17 protein-coding genes are annotated in these 21,917 nt (G+C 63.7%); 15 read left to right on the forward strand and 2 right to left on the reverse strand.

Annotated elements, in window-relative coordinates:
* The first annotated feature begins 19 nt into the window (after nt 1-19).
* From J2Z17_RS00400 to J2Z17_RS00415, 4 genes are all read left to right on the forward strand, one after another.
* Nucleotides 20-1,381, forward strand: a complete 1,362-nt coding sequence (locus J2Z17_RS00400) for an NAD(P)-dependent oxidoreductase (RefSeq protein WP_209941184.1) — start codon at nt 20-22, stop codon at nt 1,379-1,381.
* 21 nt (nt 1,382-1,402) lie between these two features.
* Nucleotides 1,403-2,716 (forward strand): NAD-dependent dihydropyrimidine dehydrogenase subunit PreA, encoded by a 1,314-nt coding sequence (gene preA, locus J2Z17_RS00405; protein ID WP_209941185.1) that lies wholly within the window; start codon nt 1,403-1,405, stop codon nt 2,714-2,716.
* A 498-nt stretch (nt 2,717-3,214) separates the two neighbouring features.
* Nucleotides 3,215-5,890 carry a bifunctional diguanylate cyclase/phosphodiesterase gene (locus J2Z17_RS00410; RefSeq protein WP_209941186.1) on the forward strand — a complete coding sequence of 892 codons (2,676 nt, stop codon included), beginning with the start codon at nt 3,215-3,217 and terminating at the stop codon, nt 5,888-5,890.
* 95 nt (nt 5,891-5,985) lie between these two features.
* Nucleotides 5,986-6,921: a DMT family transporter gene (locus J2Z17_RS00415; protein WP_209941187.1), complete on the forward strand. Its 936-nt coding sequence runs from the start codon at nt 5,986-5,988 to the stop codon at nt 6,919-6,921.
* Nucleotides 6,922-6,943: 22 nt separating this feature from the next.
* On the opposite strand, the gene J2Z17_RS00420 is transcribed toward J2Z17_RS00415, so the two are convergent.
* Complete coding sequence (locus tag J2Z17_RS00420; RefSeq protein WP_209941188.1) at nt 6,944-7,597, reverse strand: TetR family transcriptional regulator C-terminal domain-containing protein; 654 nt, start codon at nt 7,595-7,597, stop codon at nt 6,944-6,946.
* A gap of 311 nt (nt 7,598-7,908) precedes the next feature.
* Between J2Z17_RS00420 and J2Z17_RS00425 the strand changes: the two genes are divergently transcribed.
* The 5 genes from J2Z17_RS00425 (at nt 7,909) to hydA (ending at nt 11,696) form a co-directional block, all read left to right on the forward strand.
* Nucleotides 7,909-9,162: a Zn-dependent hydrolase gene (locus J2Z17_RS00425; RefSeq protein WP_209941191.1), complete on the forward strand. Its 1,254-nt coding sequence runs from the start codon at nt 7,909-7,911 to the stop codon at nt 9,160-9,162.
* A gap of 40 nt (nt 9,163-9,202) precedes the next feature.
* Entirely contained in the window at nt 9,203-9,430 is a 228-nt protein-coding gene (locus J2Z17_RS00430) for a hypothetical protein (protein ID WP_209941205.1), read from the forward strand.
* A gap of 108 nt (nt 9,431-9,538) precedes the next feature.
* Nucleotides 9,539-9,742, forward strand: a complete 204-nt coding sequence (locus J2Z17_RS00435; protein ID WP_209941208.1) for a hypothetical protein — start codon at nt 9,539-9,541, stop codon at nt 9,740-9,742.
* Between the two features lie 30 nt (nt 9,743-9,772).
* The gene (locus J2Z17_RS00440) at nt 9,773-10,177 is read left to right on the forward strand and encodes a VOC family protein (protein ID WP_209941210.1); all 405 of its coding nucleotides are present in this window, start codon (nt 9,773-9,775) and stop codon (nt 10,175-10,177) included.
* A gap of 64 nt (nt 10,178-10,241) precedes the next feature.
* Nucleotides 10,242-11,696: a dihydropyrimidinase gene (gene hydA / locus J2Z17_RS00445; protein WP_209941213.1), complete on the forward strand. Its 1,455-nt coding sequence runs from the start codon at nt 10,242-10,244 to the stop codon at nt 11,694-11,696.
* Nucleotides 11,697-12,153: 457 nt separating this feature from the next.
* On the opposite strand, the gene J2Z17_RS00450 is transcribed toward hydA, so the two are convergent.
* Nucleotides 12,154-12,576, reverse strand: coding sequence for a cupin domain-containing protein (locus J2Z17_RS00450; RefSeq protein WP_209941215.1), 423 nt, complete (start codon nt 12,574-12,576; stop codon nt 12,154-12,156).
* 124 nt (nt 12,577-12,700) lie between these two features.
* On the opposite strand from J2Z17_RS00450, the gene J2Z17_RS00455 reads away from it, so the two are divergent.
* From J2Z17_RS00455 to J2Z17_RS00480, 6 genes are all read left to right on the forward strand, one after another.
* The gene (locus tag J2Z17_RS00455; RefSeq protein ID WP_209941217.1) at nt 12,701-13,492 is read left to right on the forward strand and encodes an ABC transporter ATP-binding protein; all 792 of its coding nucleotides are present in this window, start codon (nt 12,701-12,703) and stop codon (nt 13,490-13,492) included.
* 336 nt (nt 13,493-13,828) lie between these two features.
* On the forward strand, nt 13,829-14,716 hold the full coding sequence (locus tag J2Z17_RS00460) for an ABC transporter permease (protein WP_209941219.1): 888 nt from the start codon (nt 13,829-13,831) through the stop codon (nt 14,714-14,716).
* Entirely contained in the window at nt 14,713-15,855 is a 1,143-nt protein-coding gene (locus J2Z17_RS00465) for an ABC transporter permease (protein ID WP_209941221.1), read from the forward strand. The genes J2Z17_RS00460 and J2Z17_RS00465 overlap by 4 nt, the downstream gene beginning before the upstream one ends.
* 69 nt (nt 15,856-15,924) lie before the next feature.
* The gene (locus J2Z17_RS00470) at nt 15,925-16,896 is read left to right on the forward strand and encodes an ABC transporter substrate-binding protein (RefSeq protein WP_209941222.1); all 972 of its coding nucleotides are present in this window, start codon (nt 15,925-15,927) and stop codon (nt 16,894-16,896) included.
* A gap of 340 nt (nt 16,897-17,236) precedes the next feature.
* Nucleotides 17,237-18,439: an efflux RND transporter periplasmic adaptor subunit gene (locus tag J2Z17_RS00475; RefSeq protein WP_209941224.1), complete on the forward strand. Its 1,203-nt coding sequence runs from the start codon at nt 17,237-17,239 to the stop codon at nt 18,437-18,439.
* A gap of 16 nt (nt 18,440-18,455) precedes the next feature.
* Nucleotides 18,456-21,782, forward strand: coding sequence for an efflux RND transporter permease subunit (locus J2Z17_RS00480; protein ID WP_209941226.1), 3,327 nt, complete (start codon nt 18,456-18,458; stop codon nt 21,780-21,782).
* Nucleotides 21,783-21,917 lie beyond the last annotated feature (135 nt).

The raw sequence follows: 21,917 nt of genomic DNA on the forward strand, positions 1-21,917 counted from the left end.
AACGACAGAGGGAACTGCGATGCGAAGACTGGAACCGGGCCTGAAGGCCGGGCGGCTGGATGCTGCCGACTATGCGAAGAACTTCTCCGACCTGCATCCGCGGCTTACCGAGCACGAGGCGCTGGTGGCATCGGACCGCTGCTATTTCTGCTATGATGCGCCGTGCATGACGGCCTGTCCCACCGCCATCGATATTCCGCTGTTCATCCGGCAGATATCGACCCACAATCCGCTGGGCGCCGCCCGCACGATCTTCGACCAGAACATTCTGGGCGGCATGTGCGCGCGGGTCTGTCCCACCGAAGAGCTCTGCGAGGAGGCCTGTGTGCGCAACACGGCCGAGGAACGGCCGGTCGAGATCGGACGCCTGCAGCGCTATGCCACCGATGTCGCGATCGACAATGACCGGCATTTCTACGAGCGCGCAGCCGCGACCGGCAAGACCGTGGCCGTCGTCGGCGCCGGGCCGGCCGGTCTCGCCTGCGCCCACCGGCTTGCCCGGGAAGGCCATGCGGTCACCGTCTATGACCACAGGGAAAAGGCCGGCGGGCTCAACGAATACGGCATCGCCGCCTACAAGACCCCCAACGCCTTTGCCCAGCGCGAGGTCGACTACATCCTGTCGATCGGCAATATCGAGGTCGTCAACGGCCAGATGCTCGGGCGCGACATCACGCTTGCCGACCTGCAGGCGAAATTCGACGCCGTTTTCCTCGGCGTCGGGCTCGGCAGCGTCAACCTGCTCAACCTTCCCGGCTGCGATACCGGCGGCATCCGCGATGCCGTGGAATTCATCGCCGACCTGCGCGGCGCCGACGACAAGAGCGCCGTGCCGGTCGGGCGCGACGTCGTCGTCATCGGCGGCGGCATGACGGCGATCGACGCGGCGATCCAGTCCAAGCTGCTCGGGGCCGAAACCGTGACGATCTGTTATCGCCGCGGCAAGGAGCACATGAACGCCTCCGAATTCGAGCAGGATCTGGCAGCGTCCAAGGGCGTCACCATCCGCCACTGGCTGCAGCCGAAGGAAGGCCGGTCCGCCGATGGCCACATCGCCGGGCTGACCTTCGAATATACGGAACTCGACCAGGGTCTGATGCGCGGCACCGGCATCATGACCGACGTCAAGGCCGACCAGGTTCTGGTGGCCATCGGCCAGAAGCTCGACGCCTACGGCATCGACACGCTGGCACTGGAAAAGGGCAAGATCGCCGTCGACGCGGAAGGCCGCACCTCCGTGCCGGGCGTCTGGGCCGGCGGCGACTGCGCCTACGGCGGACAGGACCTGACGGTCTCGGCCGTCGCCATGGGTCGCGATGCGGCCGAGAGCATCAACCGCGCGCTCGCCAGCCGCACGGCCGCGCAAAGCGCTGTCGCGTGACCGGCGGAAGGGAGAACAAGCATGGCTGATCTGCGCAACAATTTCGTCGGCATCAAGTCCCCCAACCCGTTCTGGCTGGCGTCTGCGCCGCCGACGGACAAGGCGTATAATGTCGAGCGTGCCTTCAAGGCCGGCTGGGGCGGCGTCGTGTGGAAGACGCTGGGCGAGGAAGGCCCGCCTGTTGTCAACGTCAACGGCCCGCGCTACGGCGCGATCTGGGGCGCCGACCGGAGGCTGCTCGGCCTCAACAATATCGAGCTGATCACCGACCGTCCGCTGCAGGTCAACCTGCAGGAGATGAAGCAGGTGAAGATGAACTGGCCGGACCGGGCGCTGATCGCCTCGATCATGGTGCCCTGCGAGGAGGAAAGCTGGAAGGCGATCCTGCCGCTGGTGGAAGAGACCGGCGCCGACGGCATCGAGCTCAATTTCGGCTGTCCGCACGGCATGTCCGAACGCGGCATGGGCGCCGCCGTCGGCCAGGTGCCGGAATATATCGAAATGGTCGTGCGCTGGTGCAAGCAGTATACCCGCATGCCCGTCATCACCAAGCTGACGCCGAACATCACCGATATCCGCCAGCCGGCCCGTGCGGCCAAGCGCGGCGGCACCGATGCCGTGTCGCTGATCAACACGATCTCCTCGATCGTCTCGGTCGATCTCGACAGCTTCTCGCCGGTGCCCTCGATCAACGGACGCGGCAGCCATGGCGGCTATTGCGGCCCGGCGGTCAAGCCGATCGCCCTCAACATGGTGGCGGAGATCGCCCGCGATCCGGAAACCCACGGCCTGCCGATCTCGGGCATCGGCGGCGTCACCACCTGGCGGGATGCCGCCGAATTCCTGGCGCTCGGCTCCGGCAATGTTCAGGTCTGCACGGCGGCGATGACCTATGGCTTCAAAATCGTCGAGGACATGATCACCGGCCTGTCGGACTGGATGGATTCCAAGGGCCATCAGAGCCTCGATGATATCTGCGGCCGCGCCGTGCCGAACGTCACCGACTGGCAGTATCTGAACCTCAACTATATCGCCAAGGCGAAGATCGACCAGGATCTCTGCATCAAGTGCGGTCGCTGTCACATCGCTTGCGAGGATACCTCGCACCAGGCGATCACCAGCATGGTCGATGGCGTGCGCAAGTTCGAGGTGATGGAAGACGAGTGCGTCGGCTGCAATCTCTGCGTCAATGTCTGTCCGGTCGAGAACTGCATCTCGATGGAGGCGCTGGCCGCCGGCGTCCTGGACGAGCGCACCGGCAAGCCGGTCGACCCGCAATACGCCAACTGGACGACCCATCCGAACAACCCGATGGCGCGCCAGGCCGCCGAATAGGGGCCGCTGTCGCCGGCGGCCAACAGGTCTCGCCGGCGACCACCCCTTCTGTGTTCGGCCGAGGCGGGCCCCAAAGGGCTCCGGCAAGGGCCTGTTGACCACGCGGCTGTGGAAAAACCACCCGACGAATCGGTCAGATCCATCTTTTTCACCCTCGCCCCTGTCCAATTCTGGGACCTCAGGTCGTCCAACCCCGGTGAAATCGGGCGTGGCGGCGCCATTTTGGCCGGTCGGGACACCGGACTGGGATTTATCACCCACAAGAAACCGTAGGGTTTTCAGGTTGTTGGACGTGTAGTGTAACTGTAAATTAGAAACAACTTATATTTGCATTGTCAAAGCAACGAGCGATATTCTTCGCATACGAATTTCAGCAAATCTTTAACAACTGCCGCCCATACTTTCCGCAACAATGACGCGAAAAGTATATCTCTGCGTCTCTTCGACCGTTCAAGTTAATGAATAGCGGATGCCAATCGGCAGAAAACGGCAGGATAAATGTTATACGGAAAACAATTCAGGTCGGCGCTCGCCTATTATTTACCGGCGCTCATTGTCGTCGCCGCGGTTTTCGTCTCGATCGTTTATGCAGACACCCAGAAACGGGTCGTCCACCAGGAGACCGCGCGGGCCGACGTCGCGACGCGACTGGGACTGATCCGCTCGCGCCTGGAAAACGACATCAATGCCGACATCCAGCTGGTCAAGGGGATCGTGGCCACGCTGAAGACCGAGCCGGATATCGGCAATGCGGCTTTCAACGCCCTGACCCGCAACATTCTCGAAGGCGCACCGTCGCTGCGCGGGGTCGCCGCAGCCCGCCTTCTGAACCCGATCCATGCCTTTCCCCCGACCGCGGCCGAAAGTGCCATCGCCAACGGCTACCTGTCCCCCGGCTCCCCCTTGCGTAGCGCCGCCGAGCAGGCGCGCGACACCGGCCAGATCGTCGTCACCGGCCCGCAGAAACTCAATGACGGCAGTCGCGGCATCATCGTCCAGTATCCGGTGTTTAACGAGGCCGGGCGTCCAGGCGGCAATTTCTGGGGCATCGTCACCGCCACCATCGACCTCGACCGGTTATATGACGGCGGCCGGCTGTCACCACCGGGCAGCGCCATCGACGTCGCCATCGCCGCGCGCGGAAAGGACGGCGCCTTCGATCAGCCTTTCTTCGGCAAGGCTGATGTGCCGCAGCGCGACGCCGTGCGGATGCTCGCCACCATCGCCGACCAGAACTGGATGCTCTATGCCGTGCCGCAGAGCGGCTGGACGCAGACGCCTTCGGATATCTGGTTCTTCCGTTGCCTGATGACGGCGGTCGGCGCGCTGATCATGGCGCCCGTCCTCTGGGTCGCCAGCCTGCTGCGTGAGCGCCAGGCCAATATCGGCGTGCTGCGCCAGCGCGAAGAGGAGTTGCGGGCGCTGTCGCACCGACTCGAGATCGCGCTGGAGGCGTCCAAGATCGGCGTCTGGGAAATGGATGTAAGCTCCGGTTCGCTGTTCTGGGACGGCCGGATGAAGACCCTCTACGGGATCGGCAAGAATAGCGGCGAGGCCTGCTACGACATCTGGCGCAGCTGCCTGCACCCCGACGACCTGCAGGTCGCCGAGCGCAACTTCGCCGAGGCGATCCGCAACAATCGCGACTATTCCACCGACTTCCGCATCGTCTGCGCCAATGGCGAAGTGCGCCATATCCGCGCCTTCGGCACCGTCTACCGCGATTCCCGCTTCCGCAAGAAGATCGTCGGCGTCAACTGGAACGTCACCGAGGACGTGCGCCTGCAGGAAGAACTGCGCGAGGCCAAGCGCCAGGCCGAAGTGCATAACCAGGAGCTGGAACGCGCCCGTCAGCACATGGAATACAATTCGCTGCATGACGCGCTGACCGACCTGCCGAACCGCCGCTATCTCGACCAGTATCTGAAGCAGCTCGACGCCCAGCCGCTGCGCCGCAACGGCTATGCCCTGCTGCATATCGATCTCGACCGGTTCAAGGAGATCAACGACACGCTCGGCCACGGTGCCGGCGACGCGATCCTGCGTCATACCGCCGCCAAGCTTCGCGACAACATCCGCCGCGGCGATTTCGTCGCCCGGATCGGCGGCGACGAGTTCGTCGTCGTCTGCAACACCACCGTGACCGATATCGAACACAGGGAACTCGCCCGCCGGCTGATCGAGGCGCTCAACAGCTCGATCGTCTACGACGGACAGGACTGTCGCGTCGGTGCCTCGATCGGCATCGCCACCCGCCGCAGTGACGAGGAGACTGCCGAATACCTGCTGATCAATGCCGACATTGCGCTCTATGAAGCCAAGCGACAGGGCCGCAATCGCGTCGAGCATTATACCGACTCGATTAAGTCCGAGGCGCTGGCCACCAAGCAGACCGGAGACGCCATTCTGCGCTCGCTGGAATGCAACGACTTCGTCGCCTATTACCAGCCGCAATTCGATGCCCGCACGCTGGAAATCTGTGGCGTCGAGGCGCTGGCGCGCTGGGACCATCCCGAGCGCGGCCTGGAAAACCCCTCCGCCTTCATGAAGATCGCCGAAGACCTGAACGTGATGGCGCAGATCGATGCGGCGATCCTCGACCAGGCGCTGTTCCAGGCGACCCGCTGGGAAGCGCAGGGGCTGGAAATTCCGCGGGTCTCGGTCAACATCTCGACCCAGCGACTGTTCGACGAGACCCTGCTGGAGCGCATCGGCAGCCTGAAACTGCCAAAGGGCAAGGTCTCGTTCGAACTGCTGGAATCGATCTCCTTCGACGATCGCGACGAGGTGACCGCCAGTATTATCGCAAGATTGAAGGACCACGGCATCGACATCGAGATCGACGATTTCGGCACGGGCTATGCCTCGATCCTCAGCCTGCTGAAACTGGCGCCGCGCCGGCTGAAGATCGACCGTCAGCTGATAAGGCCCGTCGTCCATTCGCCGTCGCAGCGCCGGCTGATCAGCTCGATCATCGATATCGGCCGCTCGCTGTCGATCGAGATCGTCGCCGAGGGGGTGGAAACCATGCAGCACGCCCACATCCTGTCCGATCTCGGTTGCCAGGTGCTGCAGGGCTATGCGCTGGCCCGCCCGATGGCGGCCAACGATTTCATCGGCTTTGCCAAGCGCCGTCAATGGTTTCCGACCGGCGAGGAGAGTTTCGCCGGATAGATGCCGGGCTCCATGGCCCCTTTCCCTGCCGCGGCCGGCTCTGATAGAGCTTGTCGCTCAAAGGGGCCGCTTCGGCCCGAGAGCGACCGCGACCGATGACAGCACAAGCAGACCTTGATCCGACCGACCGCCACAACAGCCATGCCCGCGGATCGGAAAAACTGCGCGCCCATGCCGCCATGCTGGTCTTCGCGCTGATGATCGCCTCGTCGTTTTCGATCGGCGGACTTGCCACCCGCTATGTCGCGCCGACCGCCCTGCAGGCGATCCGCTATGCGATCGCGGTTCTCGTCCTGGTGCCCGTCAGCATGCTGGCCGCGCGCCAGCCGGTTCGGCTGCCGAAGGAGCCCCACCGGTTCATCGTGCTCGGTCTGCTGATGGCCGTCTACATGGTGACGATGTTCGTCGCCCTGCGCTTCACCAAGCCGGTGGCGACCGGTGCGGTCTTTACCCTGATGCCGCTTTTGAGCGCTGGCTTTGCCTGGCTGCTGATGCGCCAGCGCACCCGTTTCGACGTCCTGATCTCGCTGATCCTCGCCGCGGTCGGCGCCGTCTGGGTGATCTTTCGCGGCGACCTGCATGCCCTTTTAAGCTTCAATGTCGGGCGCGGGGAGCTGATCTATTTCGTCGGCGTCACCTGCCACGCGATCTATGTGCCGCTTCTCCGGCTGTTCAATCGCGGCGAGCCGCCGCTGGTCTTCATGCTGTGGGCGGTGCTGGCAACGCTCGGCTTCATCGCCCTTTCGGCTGTGCCGGCGCTGGCCGCGATCGATGTCGCCGCCGTGCCCTGGCTCGTCTGGGCGGCGGCCGTCTATCTGGCGATCGCCACGACCGTCATCACCTTCTTCCTGCTGCAATATGCCTCGCTGAGGCTGCCGGCGCCGAAGGTCCTGGCCTATGGCTATCTGACCCCGACCTTCATCATCATTCTCGAGGGATTGCTGGGCCATGGCTGGGCGGGGGCCTCGGTGTTTGCCGGCGCGCTTGTCACCGCCGGGGGCCTGGTGCTGATGGCAACCCTGCCCGACTGAACCACGCGCCTTCCAAGGCGCATCAGGCCGGTTGCACCTGACGCGCACCCAGTCCGCGAATGAACATGTCTTCCAGAAACACCGCCGCCGCCTCGAAACGCGCCTCGAGGGCCGGCCCCTCGCCCAGCACTGCCTGCACCTGCACATCGAAATCCGCATAATGCTGGGTGGTCGACCAGATCGAGAAGATCAGGTGATGCGGGTCGCATTCGACCAGCTTGCCGGCCCGCGTCCAGCTGCGGATCACCTCGGCCTTCTCGTCGACGAGGTCCTTCAGCGGTCCTTTCAGCACGTCGAGCACATGCGGCGCGCCCTGCAGCACCTCGTTGGCGAACAGCCGGCTTTCGCGCGGATAGGCGCGTGCCATGTCGAGTTTGCGCCGGATATAGCAGCGGATCTCGTCTTCCGGATCGCCATCGGCGTCGAAGGCCTTCAGCGGTTCCAGCCAGTTCTCCAGCACCCGGTCGATCAAAGCCCGATGCATGGCCTCCTTGGTACGGAAATAATAGAGCGTGTTGGGCTTCGACATGCCCGCGACCTCGGCGATCCTGTCCACGGTCGATCCGTGAAAGCCGCGCAGCGAAAACACCTCCAGCGCCGCCTCGAGGATGATTTCCTCCTTGGCCTCCTGGATGCGTGTCCGGCGCTGGGTCTGCGCCGCCCTGGGTATTGCCATTCCTCGTCGCCCTTCTTCGGCAGCAACCGCTAAGCTATTGAGCCGCATGACTTAATGGCTGCATATATTTAATGCAATTGCCCGTTTAAGTCTCGCAATTTTTCTCAAGTTTCATCTTGAGTGCGGCGATGGAAACTGTAAAGTTTACCAGCCGGTCAAATTATCGATGAGAAGCTTGCGAAACGCAATCATCGATATTCGACCTCGACAAGACCGACAAGGCGCGGGGCCTGTTCAGGGCCGGCACAAGGGGAATGACGGGCAGCACCGACACGGGCGCGCCCGACCGACAAAAGGTGAGGTAGAAGATCATGGTGGCAGCACCGGGTGAGAACCTGCGCGTCAACGGCGACCGTCTCTGGGACATGCTGATGGAGATGGCGAAGATCGGCCCCGGCATTGCCGGCGGCAACAATCGCCAGACGCTGACCGATGCCGACGGCGAAGGCCGCCACCTGTTCAAGACATGGTGCGACGAGGCGGGCCTGACCATGGGCGTTGACCAGATGGGCACCATGTTCATGACCCGCCCCGGGACCGACCCGGACGCCCTGCCCGTCTATGTCGGCAGCCATCTCGACACGCAGCCGACCGGCGGCAAATATGACGGCGTGCTCGGCGTTCTGGCAGCACTCGAGGCCGTGCGCTCGATGAACGATCTCGGCATCAAGACCAAGCACCCGATCGTCGTCACCAACTGGGCCAACGAGGAAGGCGCGCGCTTTGCCCCCGCCATGCTCGCCTCCGGCGTCTTTGCCGGCGTCCATTCGCTCGACTACGCCTATAATCGCAAGGATCCCGAGGGGAAGACCTATGGCGACGAGCTGAAACGCATTGGCTGGCGCGGCGAGGAAGCGGTCGGCGAGCGCAAGATGCACGCCTATTTCGAATACCACATCGAACAGGGCCCGATCCTCGAGGCCGAAGACAAGCAGATCGGCGTCGTGACCCACTGCCAGGGTCTCTGGTGGCTGGAATTCACCCTGACCGGTAAGGAGGCCCATACCGGCTCTACCCCGATGGCCATGCGCGTCAATGCCGGCCTTGCGATGAGCCGGATTCTGGAAATGGTCCAGGACGTCGCGATGAGCGAGCAGCCGGGCGCCGTCGGCGGTGTCGGACAGATGTTCTTCTCGCCCAATTCGCGCAATGTGCTGCCCGGCAAGGTGACCTTCACGGTCGATATCCGCACACCGTCGCAGGACAAACTGGACCGCATGCGGGCGAAGATCGAGGCGGAGGCGGCAAAGATCTGCGAGGCGCTCGGCGTCGGCTGTTCGGTCGAGGCGGTCGGCCATTTCGATCCCGTGACCTTCGACGAGACGCTGGTGACCCGGGTGCGCGAGGCGGCGGAAAGGCTCGGCTATTCCCACATGAACCTGATTTCCGGCGCCGGCCACGATGCCTGCTGGGCCGCCAAGGTGGCGCCGTCGACCATGGTCATGTGTCCTTGCGTCGGCGGCCTGTCGCACAACGAGGCCGAGGACATCTCCAAGGAATGGGCGACCGCCGGCGCCGACGTGCTGTTCCACGCGGTGCTGGAGACGGCGGAGATTGTCGGGTGAGCGCGCTTTCGGTATATTCCCCTCGTGAAAGGGTAGCGCGATGGCCGAGACGGTTACGAACGAACTCCTCTACGAGACGCTCAAGCGCATGCAGGACGTACTCGCCCTTCATTCGCAGTATCACCTTGAAACCAAGGAGCGGCTTGGCTTGCTCGAATATCAGGTTGGCGGCATCACTGCGCAATATGCCAGCCTGTCCAACCGCCTCGATCGCGTCGACGAGCGTCTTGCCCGGATCGAAAGGCGACTGGATCTGGTCGACGTGTGACACGGCTGTGGCGCGCTACGCGTTGATAGCCCGTAAGTCGGCGCCAGATTGCGACCGTCAGGAATTGAGCCATTGTTCTGCGAATGTCAGATCTTGGGAGCGAGCGCTTTGTCTCCTGCCACTGAAAACCTCGCTCTGGAGCATTGGTTCGCCATCCGGGGCTTGCTCGACCGTCAACCCGAGGAGCTTCTTGAGATCAAGGGCCACCACGGCATCCTCGGACATCAATATGCGATCATCTCCAAACGGCTCGACCGGATGGACGAGCGGGTTCTGCGCATCGAAAAGTGGCTCGGTCTCGTCGAGGCCTGATCTCTTTCCATACTTCCGGAGGGTTTTCCCATGAGCACTGTCGGACGCTTGATCGATCACGTCGGCATCTTCGTCACCGACATCGCGGCAAGCCGCCGCTTCTATGTCGCCGTGCTCGGGGCGCTCGGCCTTTCCATCGAGGAAAACGGCGAGGACTTCTGGTGCGACGAGTTCTATGTCTCGCCGAAGCGCAACAGTCCCGTCTCCTGCCTGCATCTCTGCTTCCAGGCCGCCGACGAGACGATGGTGCGGGCCTTTTACGAAGCGGGGCTTGCAGCCGGCGGACGCGACAACGGCGCGCCGGGCCTGCGCCCCTATCATGACCGCTATTTTGGCGCTTTCCTGCTCGATCCCGACGGCAACAATATCGAGGCGGTGTATCATGGCCCGGTGACGCGGACGGCGGACGCGATCGAGATCACGAGGATCGACTGACCCCATGCATGCGCGACCATGATGGCGCAGCAGCAAACACACAAAGACGATAAGGGAGAACGGCATGAGCACGGTGATCAAGGGCGGAACGGTCGTTACGGCGGACCTGACCTACAAGGCGGACGTCAAGGTCGAGGGCGGAAAGATCGTCGAGATCGGCCCGAACCTTTCCGGCGACGAAACCCTGGATGCGACCGGCTGCTATGTCATGCCGGGCGGCATCGATCCGCATGTGCATCTGGAAATGCCGTTCATGGGCACCTATTCCGCCGATGATTTCGAAAGCGGCACCCGCGCGGCGCTTGCCGGCGGCACCACCATGGTCGTCGACTTCTGCCTGCCCAATCCCGGCCAGTCGCTGCTGGAGGCGCTGACGCGCTGGGACAACAAGTCCACCCGCGCCAATTGCGACTATTCCTTCCATATGGCGATCACCTCCTGGAACGAGCAGGTGTTCGACGAGATGAAGACCGTCGTGCAGGACAAGGGCATCAACACCTTCAAGCACTTCATGGCCTACAAGGGTGCGCTGATGGTGAACGACGACGAGATGTTCGCATCGTTCCAGCGCTGCGCAGAACTGGGTGCCCTGCCGCTCGTTCATGCCGAAAACGGCGACGTCGTCGCCTCGATGTCGGCAAAGCTTCTGGCCGAGGGCAATAACGGTCCGGAGGCGCACGCCTATTCGCGGCCGGCCGAGGTCGAGGGCGAGGCGACCAACCGGGCCATCATGATCGCCGACATGGCCGGCGTGCCGCTCTATGTCGTCCATACCTCCTGCGAACAGAGCCACGAGGCGATCCGCCGCGCCCGGCAGAAGGGTATGCGCGTCTATGGCGAGCCGCTGATCCAGCACCTGACGCTCGACGAAAGCGAATATTTCGACAAGGACTGGGACCATTCCGCCCGCCGGGTGATGTCGCCGCCCTTCCGCAACAAGGCGCATCAGGACAGCCTCTGGGCCGGCCTGCAGGCAGGCTCGCTCTCGGTCGTTGCCACCGACCACTGCGCCTTCACCACCGACCAGAAGCGCTATGGCGTCGGCGATTTCACCAAGATCCCGAACGGCACCGGCGGCTTGGAAGACCGGTTGCCGATGCTCTGGACCTACGGCGTGTCGACCGGCCGGCTGACGATGAACGAATTCGTCGCGGTGACCTCGACCAATATCGCCAAGATCCTCAACGTCTATCCGAAAAAGGGGGCGATCCTGGTCGGTGCCGACGCCGATATCGTCGTCTGGGATCCGCAGAAGGAAAAGACCATCACGGCGAAGAGCCAGCAGTCGGCGATCGACTACAACGTCTTCGAGGGCAAGACCGTCAAGGGCCTGCCGCGCTACACCCTGACCCGCGGCATGGTGGCGGTCGAGGACGGCACCATGAAGACGAAGGAAGGCCACGGCCAGTTCGTCGCCCGCGAGCCCTTCACCGCCGTCAACAAGGCGCTGTCGACCTGGAAGGAACTGGTCTCGCCGCGCAAGGTCGAACGCACGGGCATTCCGGCAACCGGGGTGTGAGCGGCTGATGCGGGGGCGAACGATGAGCTGTTCACATCTCGGATTGACTGGGCAAGGCGACCAACGGACAGCTCTGGCATCCGGCAACACCCCCCTCTGTCCTGCCGGACATCTCCCCCTCAAGGGGGGAGATCAGCGGGCGGCACGCGATCGCGCACCGCCGGCCAGTGAGCAAGGGGCGAGCGGCAGCAGTGTTTCCGAGAGTACCGCATCATACGGCCTCTTCCATTCTCCCGCCGTGAGGGGGAGCGCGCGGAATCCCGTGTCCATCCAGCTCCGTCAGCATGTCCGTGCAAGACGCAGCGCATACCATGGTCAGCGATATGCGATCGGGTGCAGCCCGCTGATCTCCCCCCTTGAGGGGGAGATGTCCGGCAGGACAGAGGGGGGTAAGCCGCTTCCATTGAGGGTCGCTGCCCGCAGGTCCGGCGATGGATGCGCCGACGGCCGCCGTCCCCTACTCCGCCACCATCTCTACCAGTCCGTCGAGCTCCGGCAGCAGCACGACGCTTTCCTGCTCGTTCGGATCGGTGCGGGCGATGATCGCGGTGGCGGGCGTTGCAGACAGGTTGGCCGGCAGATGCGGCACGCCGGCCGGGATATACATCATCTCGCCGGCATGCAGGACGACGTGATGCTCCAGCCGGTCGCCGTACCAGGTATGGGCGGATCCCGAGAGCATGTAGATCGCGGTCTCGTGGGTCTCGTGAAGGTGCGCCCGTGCCCGGATGCCCGGCGGCATGGTCAGCACATGCAGGCAGATATCCGTGGCCCCGACGCTTTCGGCCGAAATGCCTTCGAAATAGTTGAGCCCCTGCTTGCCGGCATAGCTGTGGCCGGGCTTGACGATGCGGCAGGTGGGGATTGATGCCAGGGTCATGCGAGCACTCCTTTAAAAAGGGACGGATCCGTGCATTCCTTGACGCGCCGGCTCTGGCCGGTGCCACCAGTCTACCAGCAAATGCGGCACCCAGTCGCCAGAGAAAACCGATCGGTCCGACGCCATGACAGCAGCTCCCTTTTCCGTCGTCTCGGCGAAGAACCTCAGCCTCACCTTCGACACCAATGACGGTCCGGTGCACGCCCTGTCGAATGTCGATCTGGAGGTCAAGAAGGGCGACTTCATCTCCTTCATCGGCCCCTCCGGCTGCGGCAAGACCACCTTTCTGCGGGTCATCGCCGATCTTGAAAAGCACACGAGCGGCGAGATCGCCGTCAACGGCACGACGCCGGACAAGGCCAGGCAGGACCGGTCCTATGGCTATGTCTTCCAGGCCGCCGCCCTCTATCCCTGGCGCACGATCGAGAAGAACATCGCCCTGCCGCTGGAGATCATGGGGTATTCGAAGGCCGAACAGCGGCAGCGCATCGACCGCACGCTCGACCTCGTCAACCTTGCCGGCTTCGGCAAGAAATATCCCTGGCAGCTGTCGGGCGGCATGCAGCAGCGCGCCTCGATCGCCCGGGCGCTCGCCTTCGACGCCGACCTGCTTCTGATGGACGAACCCTTCGGCGCGCTCGACGAGATCGTCCGCGACCACCTCAATGAACAGCTGCTGAAGCTCTGGGCGGCGACCAACAAGACGATCTGCTTCGTCACCCATTCGATCCCCGAGGCGGTCTATCTGTCGACCCGGATCGTGGTGATGAGCCCCCGCCCCGGGCGGGTCACCGACGTGATCGAGAGCCCGCTGCCGCGGGACCGGCCGCTGGAAATCCGCGAGACCCCCGAATTCCTCGAAATCGCCCACCGCGTCCGCGAGGGGCTGAAGGCGGGGCACAGTTATGATGAGTAGGATTGCGACTAATAAGACGAAAGAGATGCGGTCATCCATGTTGCGGGGTGCCCGGAGTATTACCCCCCTCTGTCACTTCGTGACATCTCCCCCTCAAGGGGGGAGATCGAACCGCGCTGAACTCGCCCGGGTCGAAACACCGACCTATCTCCCGGAGCAAACCTGGCGGCAATTCGACGTCGGCATCCCAGAACCCGGCGCCGAACTGGATCGGCCATCTCACACCTTGCCGATCTCCCCCCTTGAGGGGGAGATGCCCGGCAGGGCAGAGGGAGGTGAGAGCCAGGCGCCTATTCCACCAACGGGATTCCTCCCCACCTCCCCGGAGGTCCGCCGATGAGCGCCCTCTCCTTGCGCGACAGGATCGTCCCCGTCCTTGCCATCATCGCCGGCATCATCGTTTTCTGGTATGTCGCAGCGGTGGTGATGAATGCGCCGGTGCAGCGGGATATGGACAAGCGCGGCAAGGTCGACTCCGGCTGGAGCATCGCCTTTGTCGAGCGGACCATGGCGCAGGCCAAGCCGACGCTGCCGGCGCCGCATCAAGTGGCCGTCGCCTTTATCGAGAACACCTTCCTGCGCAAGATCACTTCCTCGCGCTCGCTCGTCTACAATGGCTGGGTGACGCTCTCCTCGACCATGGCGGGCTTTGCGCTCGGCACCGTGCTCGGCATCCTGATCGCGGTCGGCATCGTCCACGTGATCTCGCTGGAGCGCAGCCTGATGCCGTGGATCATCGCCTCGCAGACCGTGCCGGTGCTGGCAATCGCGCCGATGGTCATCGTCGTGCTCGGCTCGATCGGCGTGACCGGGCTGATCCCGAAGGCGCTGATCTCGACCTATCTGTCCTTCTTCCCCGTCACCGTCGGCATGGTGAAAGGTCTGCGCTCACCGGACGCCATGCATCTCGACCTGATGCGCACCTATAACGCCTCGACCGCGCAGACCTTCTGGAAGCTGAGGGTGCCGGCCTCCATCCCCTATCTCTTCACCTCGATGAAGGTGGCGATTGCCGCAAGCCTTGTTGGTGCCATCGTTGCCGAGCTTCCGACCGGGGCGGTCGCCGGGATCGGCGCCAAGCTGCTGGCCGGCGCCTACTATTCGCAGACGATCGACATCTGGGCAGCGCTGATCGCCGGCTCGATCCTTGCCGCCCTGCTGGTCACCCTGGTCGACATTGCCGCGAGGATCACCACCCGCGCCATGGGCGGGAGACCGGCATGACGACATCCTCGACCATCACCCGCATCAGGGACAACTGGCAGGTCATCGCCGCCCTGCTGCTGGTGCTGGCGGCCGCCGCCCGCCCGCTCACCTCCACCGCCGCGAATGGCAGCGGCGTCTCGCTGCTGGTGTCGGCTCTCTTGATCCTGACCGGCCTCGGCGCCGTCATCACCCGCAAGCGGGCCGCGCATCGGCTGAGCGCGACCGTGCTTTTCCTCGGCGCGCATCTGGCCGCCTGGCTGCTGCTGGAGAGCCTTTCCGGCAATGAAGGCCAGATGCGCCAGGCCTTCTTCCTGCTGATCGCCGCTGCCTGGCTCTGCGGCTGGGCCTGCGTCAGCGTGCTCTCCGGCCTGACGCCTGCCGACCGTCATGCGAGGGCGGGCCTGCGCCTGCTGATCCCGGCCATTTTCGGCGCCTGGATCCTGATCCTCTGGGAGGCGTTGACCCGCGGTTTCGGCGTGCCCTTCATCCTTCTGCCGCCGCCCTCGGCAATCGGCGCACGCTTTATCCATTCGCTGCCGATCCTTGGCGCGGACGTTCGCCAGACCGTCTTCAAGGCGGTGCTGGCAGGCTACATCGTCGGCTGCGGCGCCGGTTTTGTCGTCGCGATCCTCGCCGACCGGATCGACTTCCTGCGCCGCGGCCTGCTGCCGATCGGCAATCTGGTCTCGGCCTTGCCGATCATCGGGGTCGCGCCGATCATGGTGATGTGGTTCGGCTTCGACTGGCAGTCGAAGGCCGCCGTCGTCATCATCATGACCTTCTTTCCGATGCTGGTGAACACGGTGGCGGGCCTTGGCGCCGCCGGCCACATGGAGCGCGACCTGATGCATACCTATGCCTCGGACTATCGCCAGACGCTGGTCAAGCTGCGGCTGCCCGCCGCCATGCCCTTCATCTTCAATGCGCTGAAGATCAACTCGACCCTGGCGCTGATCGGTGCCATCGTCGCGGAATTCTTCGGCACGCCGATCGTCGGCATGGGCTTTCGCATCTCCACCGAGATCGGCCGGCTGAACGTCGACATGGTCTGGGCCGAAATCGCCGTTGCGGCGCTCTGCGGTTCGGTCTTTTATGGGCTCATCGCGCTCGCCGAGCGGACGGTGACATTCTGGCATCCGTCTGTCCGTGGTGGATAGGCGCATAAAAATCCGGGCCGGCAACGACCGGGCCGGGTCGAACCTCAGAGGGAAAAGGGAACCAACGACATGAAGAAACTCATGCTTTCACTGATGGCCGGTGCTTTCAGCCTGGCGGCTGCGCAGGCGATGGCGGCCGACGCGCTGACGCTGCAGCTGAAATGGGTCGCGCAGAGCCAGTTCGCCGGCTATTTTGTCGCCAAGGACAAGGGCTTTTACGACGACGAGGGCCTCGACGTCACGATCAAGCCCGGCGGCCCCGACATCGCCCCGGAACAGGTGATCGCCGGCGGCGGCGCCGACGTGATCGTCGACTGGATGGGCGGCGCGCTGGTTGCCCGCGAAAAGGGCGTTCCGCTGGTCAACATCGCCCAGCCCTACCAGAAGGCGGGCATGGAAATGGTCTGCCCGGCCGATGGTCCGATCAAGACCGAAGCCGACTTCAAGGGCCATACGCTCGGCGTCTGGTTCTACGGCAACGAATATCCGTTCTTCGCCTGGATGAACAAGCTCGGGCTGTCGACCGAAGGCGGCGCCGATGGCGTGACCGTGCTGAAACAGTCCTTCGACGTGCAGCCGCTGATCCAGAAGCAGGCCGACTGCATCTCGGTGATGACCTATAACGAATACTGGCAGCTGATCGATGCCGGCTACAAGCCGGAAGACCTGACCGTGTTCAACTATTCCGACATGGGCAACGACCTGCTGGAAGACGGCCTCTACGCGCTGGAAGACAAGCTGAAGGATCCGAAGTTCAAGGAGGACATGGTCAAGTTCGTCCGCGCCTCGATGAAGGGCTGGAAATATGCCATGGAGAACCCGGATGAAGCCGCCGAGATCGTCATGGACAATGGCGGCCAGGACGAGAACCACCAGAAGCGGATGATGGGCGAAGTCGCCAAGCTGATCGGCGACGGCTCCGGCGTGCTCAAGGAAGATGTCTATGAGCGGACCGCCAAGGCCCTGCTCGACCAGAAGATCATCGAGAAGCAGCCGGAAGGCGCCTGGACCCACGACGTCACCGACGAAGCACTCAAGTAACGTTATATACTATAATTAGATTGATCCTATACACGGGCTCAGGCCCGTGTATTTTGTTGGGCAGGCACAGTGCAGATGCGGCCAGAATGGGGCATCGACTGTTGTAGAATTACACGGCTGCAACTATAACAGCCGTGGCGGGATTTTTTTGCCCCGATCAGACTTGTACGGCGCAAAATCCTTCCCACGTTGACGGGCGCCCGATGCGAAGACGCCCGCTTGAGGAACGATCCGAGCACAGGGATGGCTGCCGGGAGGTTTACCCCGGAATTTGACGGCTCAATGACGGGGCCGAATTTGCTATTGCTGATTGTTGAAATCGGATCGGATGACCTGGATTATGTTTCGCAAGACGACCCATATTGCCCTTCTCCTCGCCTGCACGGCGCTTGCCGCACCCGCTGGCGCCCTGGCGGAAAGCACGCCTGACACCGCCGGACAGTCCAAGGCATCCGACAATCTGCCGGCGATCGTCGTCACCAAGGCGGCGCAGCGCCACCTGGTCGACCGCGTGGTCGCCACCGGCTCGATCAAGCCGGTGCAGGAGGTCTATATCCAGCCGCTGGTCGAGGGCATGTCGATCAAGTCGCTCAACGCCGATACCGGCGATGTGGTCGAGGCCAATCAGGTGCTCGCCCGCCTCAACGATGACAGCCTGACCCTGCAGAAGAGCCAGTATGCCGCCAACCGTGCCAAGGCAGAGGCAGCACTCGCCCAGTCGGAAGCGCAGATGGCCGACGCCAAGGCCGCCGCCAACGAGGCCGACCGGCAGTATGACCGCGCCCAGCGGCTCGGCAAGAACGGCACCATGTCGACCTCGCAGGTCGAGCAGGCCGAGACCAGCGCCGCCAGCGCCAAGGCCCAGCTCAACAGCGCCGAAAAGGCGATTGCCGTTTCCAAGGCCGACATCAAGGTAATCGACGCACAGGTCGCGGATATCGACCTGCAACTGGCGCGCACCGATGTGCGCACGCCGTTTGCCGGCACCGTCTCGGCCCGCGACGCCAAGGTCGGCGCGATCGCCTCCGGCTCGGGCACGCCGATGTTCACCGTCATCCGCGACGGTCAGATCGAGCTGGTGGCCGACGTGCCGGAAACCGATATCCTGAAGGTCAAGGTCGGACAGAAGGTCACGATTTCGGTGGCGGGCGGCGCGGAAAACCTGACGGGCTCGGTGCGGATCGTCTCGCCGACGGTCGATGCGACGACCAGGCTGGGTGCGATCCATATCAATATCGATGACGACGACCGCGCCCGTGCCGGCATGTATGCCAGGGCCGAAATCGTCATCAGCGAGGCCGATGCCGTGGCGCTGCCGCTTTCGGCTGTCAACACTGGCGTCGACGGCTCCGTCGTGCGCAGGGTCGAGGATGGCGTCGTGCACGTTGCCAAGATCGAGACCGGCATCATTGACGACGGCTTTGTCGAGGTAAAATCGGGACTTGCCGAAGGCGACGAGGTCGTGGCCAAGGCCGGCGCCTTTGTCGGCGAAGGCGACCACATCAGACCCGTAGACCAGCAGCAAACCGCAGCGTCGAACTGAAGCGAGAGGGTAGTCCATGAACTTTTCCGCCTGGTCGATCCGCAATCCGGTCGCCCCATTGCTCGCATTCTTCGTGCTGCTGATGCTCGGCATCCAGGCGTTCTACGCCCTGCCGATCACCAAATTTCCGAATATCGACGTGCCGGTCGTTGCCATCACCGTCACCCAGAGCGGCGCCTCGCCGGCCGAGCTGGAAATGCAGGTGACCAAGGAAGTCGAAGACGCGGTCGCCTCGATCAGCGGCGTCGACGAGGTCAACTCGACGATCACCGACGGCCAGTCCCAGACCTCCGTCGTCTTCCGCATCGAAAAGCCCACCAATGAAGCGGTGCAGGACACCAAGGACGCGATCGACAAGATCCGTGGCTCGCTGCCTGCCGATGTCGATGAGCCGATCGTCTCCAAGGTCGATGTCGAGGGCCAGGCGATCCAGACCTTCGCCGTCTCCTCGCCCAACATGAATCTCGAGGAACTCTCCTGGTTCGTCGACGACACCGTCAAGCGCGCGCTGCAGGGCGAACCCGGCATCGGCCGGATCGATCGCTATGGCGGGGCCGACCGCGAGGTCCGCGTCTCGCTCAACCCCGACCGGCTGAACGCCTACGGGATCACCGCAGCCGACGTGAACAGCCAGTTGCGCGGCGTCAATGTCGATCTCGGTTCGGGCCGTGGCCAGGTGGCCGGCAATGAACAGGCGATCCGCACGCTGGGCGATGCCCGCGATGTCGGCGATCTCGCCAACACCACGATTTCGCTGTCGAATGGCCGCTTCGTCAAGCTGTCCGACCTCGGCACGATCAAGGACACCTACGAGGAGCAGAAATCCTTCTCGCGGTTCAACGGCAATCCGACCGTCACCTTCGCCGTGTTCCGCGCCAAGGGTGCCAGCGAAGTCTCAGTGTCGGAAACCGTGGCGAACAGCCTTGCCGAGGTGCGCAAGAACAATCCGAACGTCAAGATCGAGATGGTGGACGACAGCGTCTACTTCACCTACGGCAATTATGAAGCGGCCCTGCACACGCTGATGGAAGGCGCGCTGCTCGCCGTCATCGTGGTCTTCCTTTTCCTGCACAACTGGCGCGCGACGCTGATTGCCGCCGTCGCCCTGCCGCTGTCGGCGATCCCGACCTTCTGGGTCATGGACATGATCGGGTTCTCGCTGAACCTCGTCAGCTTCCTCGCCCTGACGCTCGCGACCGGCATCCTGGTCGACGACGCGATCGTCGAGATCGAGAACATTGCCCGGCACATCAAGATGGGCAAGACGCCTTACCGTGCCGCCATCGAGGCGGCCGACGAAATCGGCCTTGCGGTGATCGCCACCTCGTTCACCATCATCGCCGTCTTCGTGCCGGTGTCGTTCATGCCCGGCATTCCCGGCCAGTACTTCATCCAGTTCGGCCTGACCGTCGCCTTCTCGGTCTTCTTCTCGCTGGCGGTCGCGCGCCTGATCACGCCGCTGATGGCCGCCTATCTGATGCGGGCCGAAGACGGCATGGAGGATCACCAGGACAATGACGGCCGGCTGATGCGGCTCTATACCCGCATCGTCACCGGCACGACGCGCAAATGGTACTGGCGGTATGCCACGCTGGTCGGCGCGATCGGCTTCCTGATCGCGTCCATTGCCCTGCTCTCGCAGGTGCCCGGCAGCTTCCTGCCGCCGGACGACAGTTCGCGCGTCGTGCTGTCGGTCGAATTGCCGCCGAATGCCACGCTCGACGACACCGAGGTGACGACGACGCAGATCTACAACAAGGTCAAGGACATCGACGGCGTCGAAAGTGTCTTCGTGCTCGGCGGCGCCTCGCCCAAGGGCGACCTGGAGCTGCGCCGCGCGACCGTGCGGCTGATCCTCGAAAATATCGACCATTCGCTGCTCAAGACCCTGGTCAACAAGGGGCTGGGTGGTCTGCCGGTGATCGGCAGCTACATTCCGAAGGTGCCGGATCACGGCCGCACGCGGCCGCAATGGGATGTGGAGAAGGATGTCTTCGCCGCCCTGCGCGACATTCCGGACGTCAGAATTTCTAAGCTCAATGACCGGGGCGAGCGCGAACTCACCTATAACTTCCTGTCCAGCAACGAGAACGACCTGAACCAGGCCGTGCGCACGCTGGAATCCAATCTGCGGGCCTCCTCGATCCTCGCCAATGTCAGCTCGGAAGGCGCCCTGCCCCGGCCCGAACTGCAGATCCGGCCGCACAAGGACGAGATCGCCCGGCTCGGCATCACGCCGCAGCAGATCTCGCAGACCGTTCGCGTTGCCACGATCGGCGATATCGACGCGCAATTGGCGAAGATCTCGCTCGACGACCGGCAGATCCCGATCCGCGTGCAGCTGTCGCTCGATGCGCGGCGCAATCTGGACTCGATCCGCAACCTGAAACTGACGACCGCGACCGGCAGCACCGTGCCGCTGTTCTCGGTGGCCGACGTCGATTACTCGGAGGGCCCGAGCTCGATCAAGCGTAACGACCGCAACCGCGTCGTGGCGATCGGCTCCGACGTGCCGCAGGGCACCGCGCTTGACACGGCATCCGCCGAGTTCAAGCGGATCGTCGACGAAACCAAGCTGCCGCCGACCGTCCGGCTGGCCGAGAGCGGGGACGCCAAAATTCAGGCCGAGATGGTGCAGAGCTTCGGCAATGCAATGATCCAGGGCCTGGTCCTGGTGCTCGTGGTGCTGATCCTGCTGTTCAAGGACGTCATCCAGCCCTTCACCATCCTGCTGTCGCTGCCGCTGGCCTTCGGCGGCGTGGCGGTGGCGTTGATCGTGACGCAGAACCCGCTGTCGATGCCGGTGATGATCGGCATGCTGATGCTGATGGGGATCGTGACGAAGAACGCCATCCTGCTGGTCGACTTTGCCATCGAGATGCGCGCCCAGGGCATGGAACGGGTGCATGCCATGGTCGAGGCCGGCCGCAAGCGTGCCCGCCCGATCATCATGACCTCGATCGCCATGTCGGCCGGCATGCTGCCGTCGGCGCTCGGCGTCGGCGAAGGCGGCTCGTTCCGCGCGCCGATGGCGATTGCCGTGATGGGCGGCATCATCGTCTCGACCGCGCTCAGTCTGCTGGTCGTGCCGTCCTTCTTCCTGATCATGGACGATCTGTCCTGGCTGCTCGGCAAGATCTTCAGCCGCCTGGTCGGCAGGAAGGAAGACGAGGACCTGCCGCTGGAACCGGAAGCGCTGTCGAACCTCGCCCGCACCAACCGGCAGGAGATCAGCCGCATCGAGGAACGCCTGGCCGCCGTCGAGGACCAGCGCCGCCCGCATCGCGGCTCCAAGGACGGCAGCAGCAATGTCGTCACCCTGCCGCCCCTGGCGGCGGAGTAAGACAGCCACCCCGGTGGGCGCAAGCCGTCAGGCATGCCTGCACTGGACGCATTGAAGAAAAACGGCAGGTGCCTATGCGGCATTTGCCGTTTTTCATTGGCGCTGCGGCAAGGGCATCGGCGCGTGCCGCCGAGA

The organism is Heterorhizobium halophytocola (genome assembly GCF_017873095.1).
GTDB classification, from domain to species: Bacteria; Pseudomonadota; Alphaproteobacteria; order Rhizobiales; family Rhizobiaceae; genus Allorhizobium; species Allorhizobium halophytocola.

What these genes read in the sequence shown, in the direction of transcription:
- J2Z17_RS00400 (WP_209941184.1), top strand. Translation starts at nt 20, where the DNA reads ATGCGAAGACTGGAACCGGGCCTGAAGGCCGGGCGGCTGGATGCTGCC.
- preA (WP_209941185.1), top strand. Translation starts at nt 1,403, where the DNA reads ATGGCTGATCTGCGCAACAATTTCGTCGGCATCAAGTCCCCCAACCCG.
- J2Z17_RS00410 (WP_209941186.1), top strand. Translation starts at nt 3,215, where the DNA reads ATGTTATACGGAAAACAATTCAGGTCGGCGCTCGCCTATTATTTACCG.
- J2Z17_RS00415 (WP_209941187.1), top strand. Translation starts at nt 5,986, where the DNA reads ATGACAGCACAAGCAGACCTTGATCCGACCGACCGCCACAACAGCCAT.
- J2Z17_RS00420 (WP_209941188.1), bottom strand. Translation starts at nt 7,597, where the DNA reads ATGGCAATACCCAGGGCGGCGCAGACCCAGCGCCGGACACGCATCCAG.
- J2Z17_RS00425 (WP_209941191.1), top strand. Translation starts at nt 7,909, where the DNA reads ATGGTGGCAGCACCGGGTGAGAACCTGCGCGTCAACGGCGACCGTCTC.
- J2Z17_RS00430 (WP_209941205.1), top strand. Translation starts at nt 9,203, where the DNA reads ATGGCCGAGACGGTTACGAACGAACTCCTCTACGAGACGCTCAAGCGC.
- J2Z17_RS00440 (WP_209941210.1), top strand. Translation starts at nt 9,773, where the DNA reads ATGAGCACTGTCGGACGCTTGATCGATCACGTCGGCATCTTCGTCACC.
- hydA (WP_209941213.1), top strand. Translation starts at nt 10,242, where the DNA reads ATGAGCACGGTGATCAAGGGCGGAACGGTCGTTACGGCGGACCTGACC.
- J2Z17_RS00450 (WP_209941215.1), bottom strand. Translation starts at nt 12,576, where the DNA reads ATGACCCTGGCATCAATCCCCACCTGCCGCATCGTCAAGCCCGGCCAC.
- J2Z17_RS00455 (WP_209941217.1), top strand. Translation starts at nt 12,701, where the DNA reads ATGACAGCAGCTCCCTTTTCCGTCGTCTCGGCGAAGAACCTCAGCCTC.
- J2Z17_RS00460 (WP_209941219.1), top strand. Translation starts at nt 13,829, where the DNA reads ATGAGCGCCCTCTCCTTGCGCGACAGGATCGTCCCCGTCCTTGCCATC.
- J2Z17_RS00465 (WP_209941221.1), top strand. Translation starts at nt 14,713, where the DNA reads ATGACGACATCCTCGACCATCACCCGCATCAGGGACAACTGGCAGGTC.
- J2Z17_RS00470 (WP_209941222.1), top strand. Translation starts at nt 15,925, where the DNA reads ATGAAGAAACTCATGCTTTCACTGATGGCCGGTGCTTTCAGCCTGGCG.
- J2Z17_RS00475 (WP_209941224.1), top strand. Translation starts at nt 17,237, where the DNA reads ATGTTTCGCAAGACGACCCATATTGCCCTTCTCCTCGCCTGCACGGCG.
- J2Z17_RS00480 (WP_209941226.1), top strand. Translation starts at nt 18,456, where the DNA reads ATGAACTTTTCCGCCTGGTCGATCCGCAATCCGGTCGCCCCATTGCTC.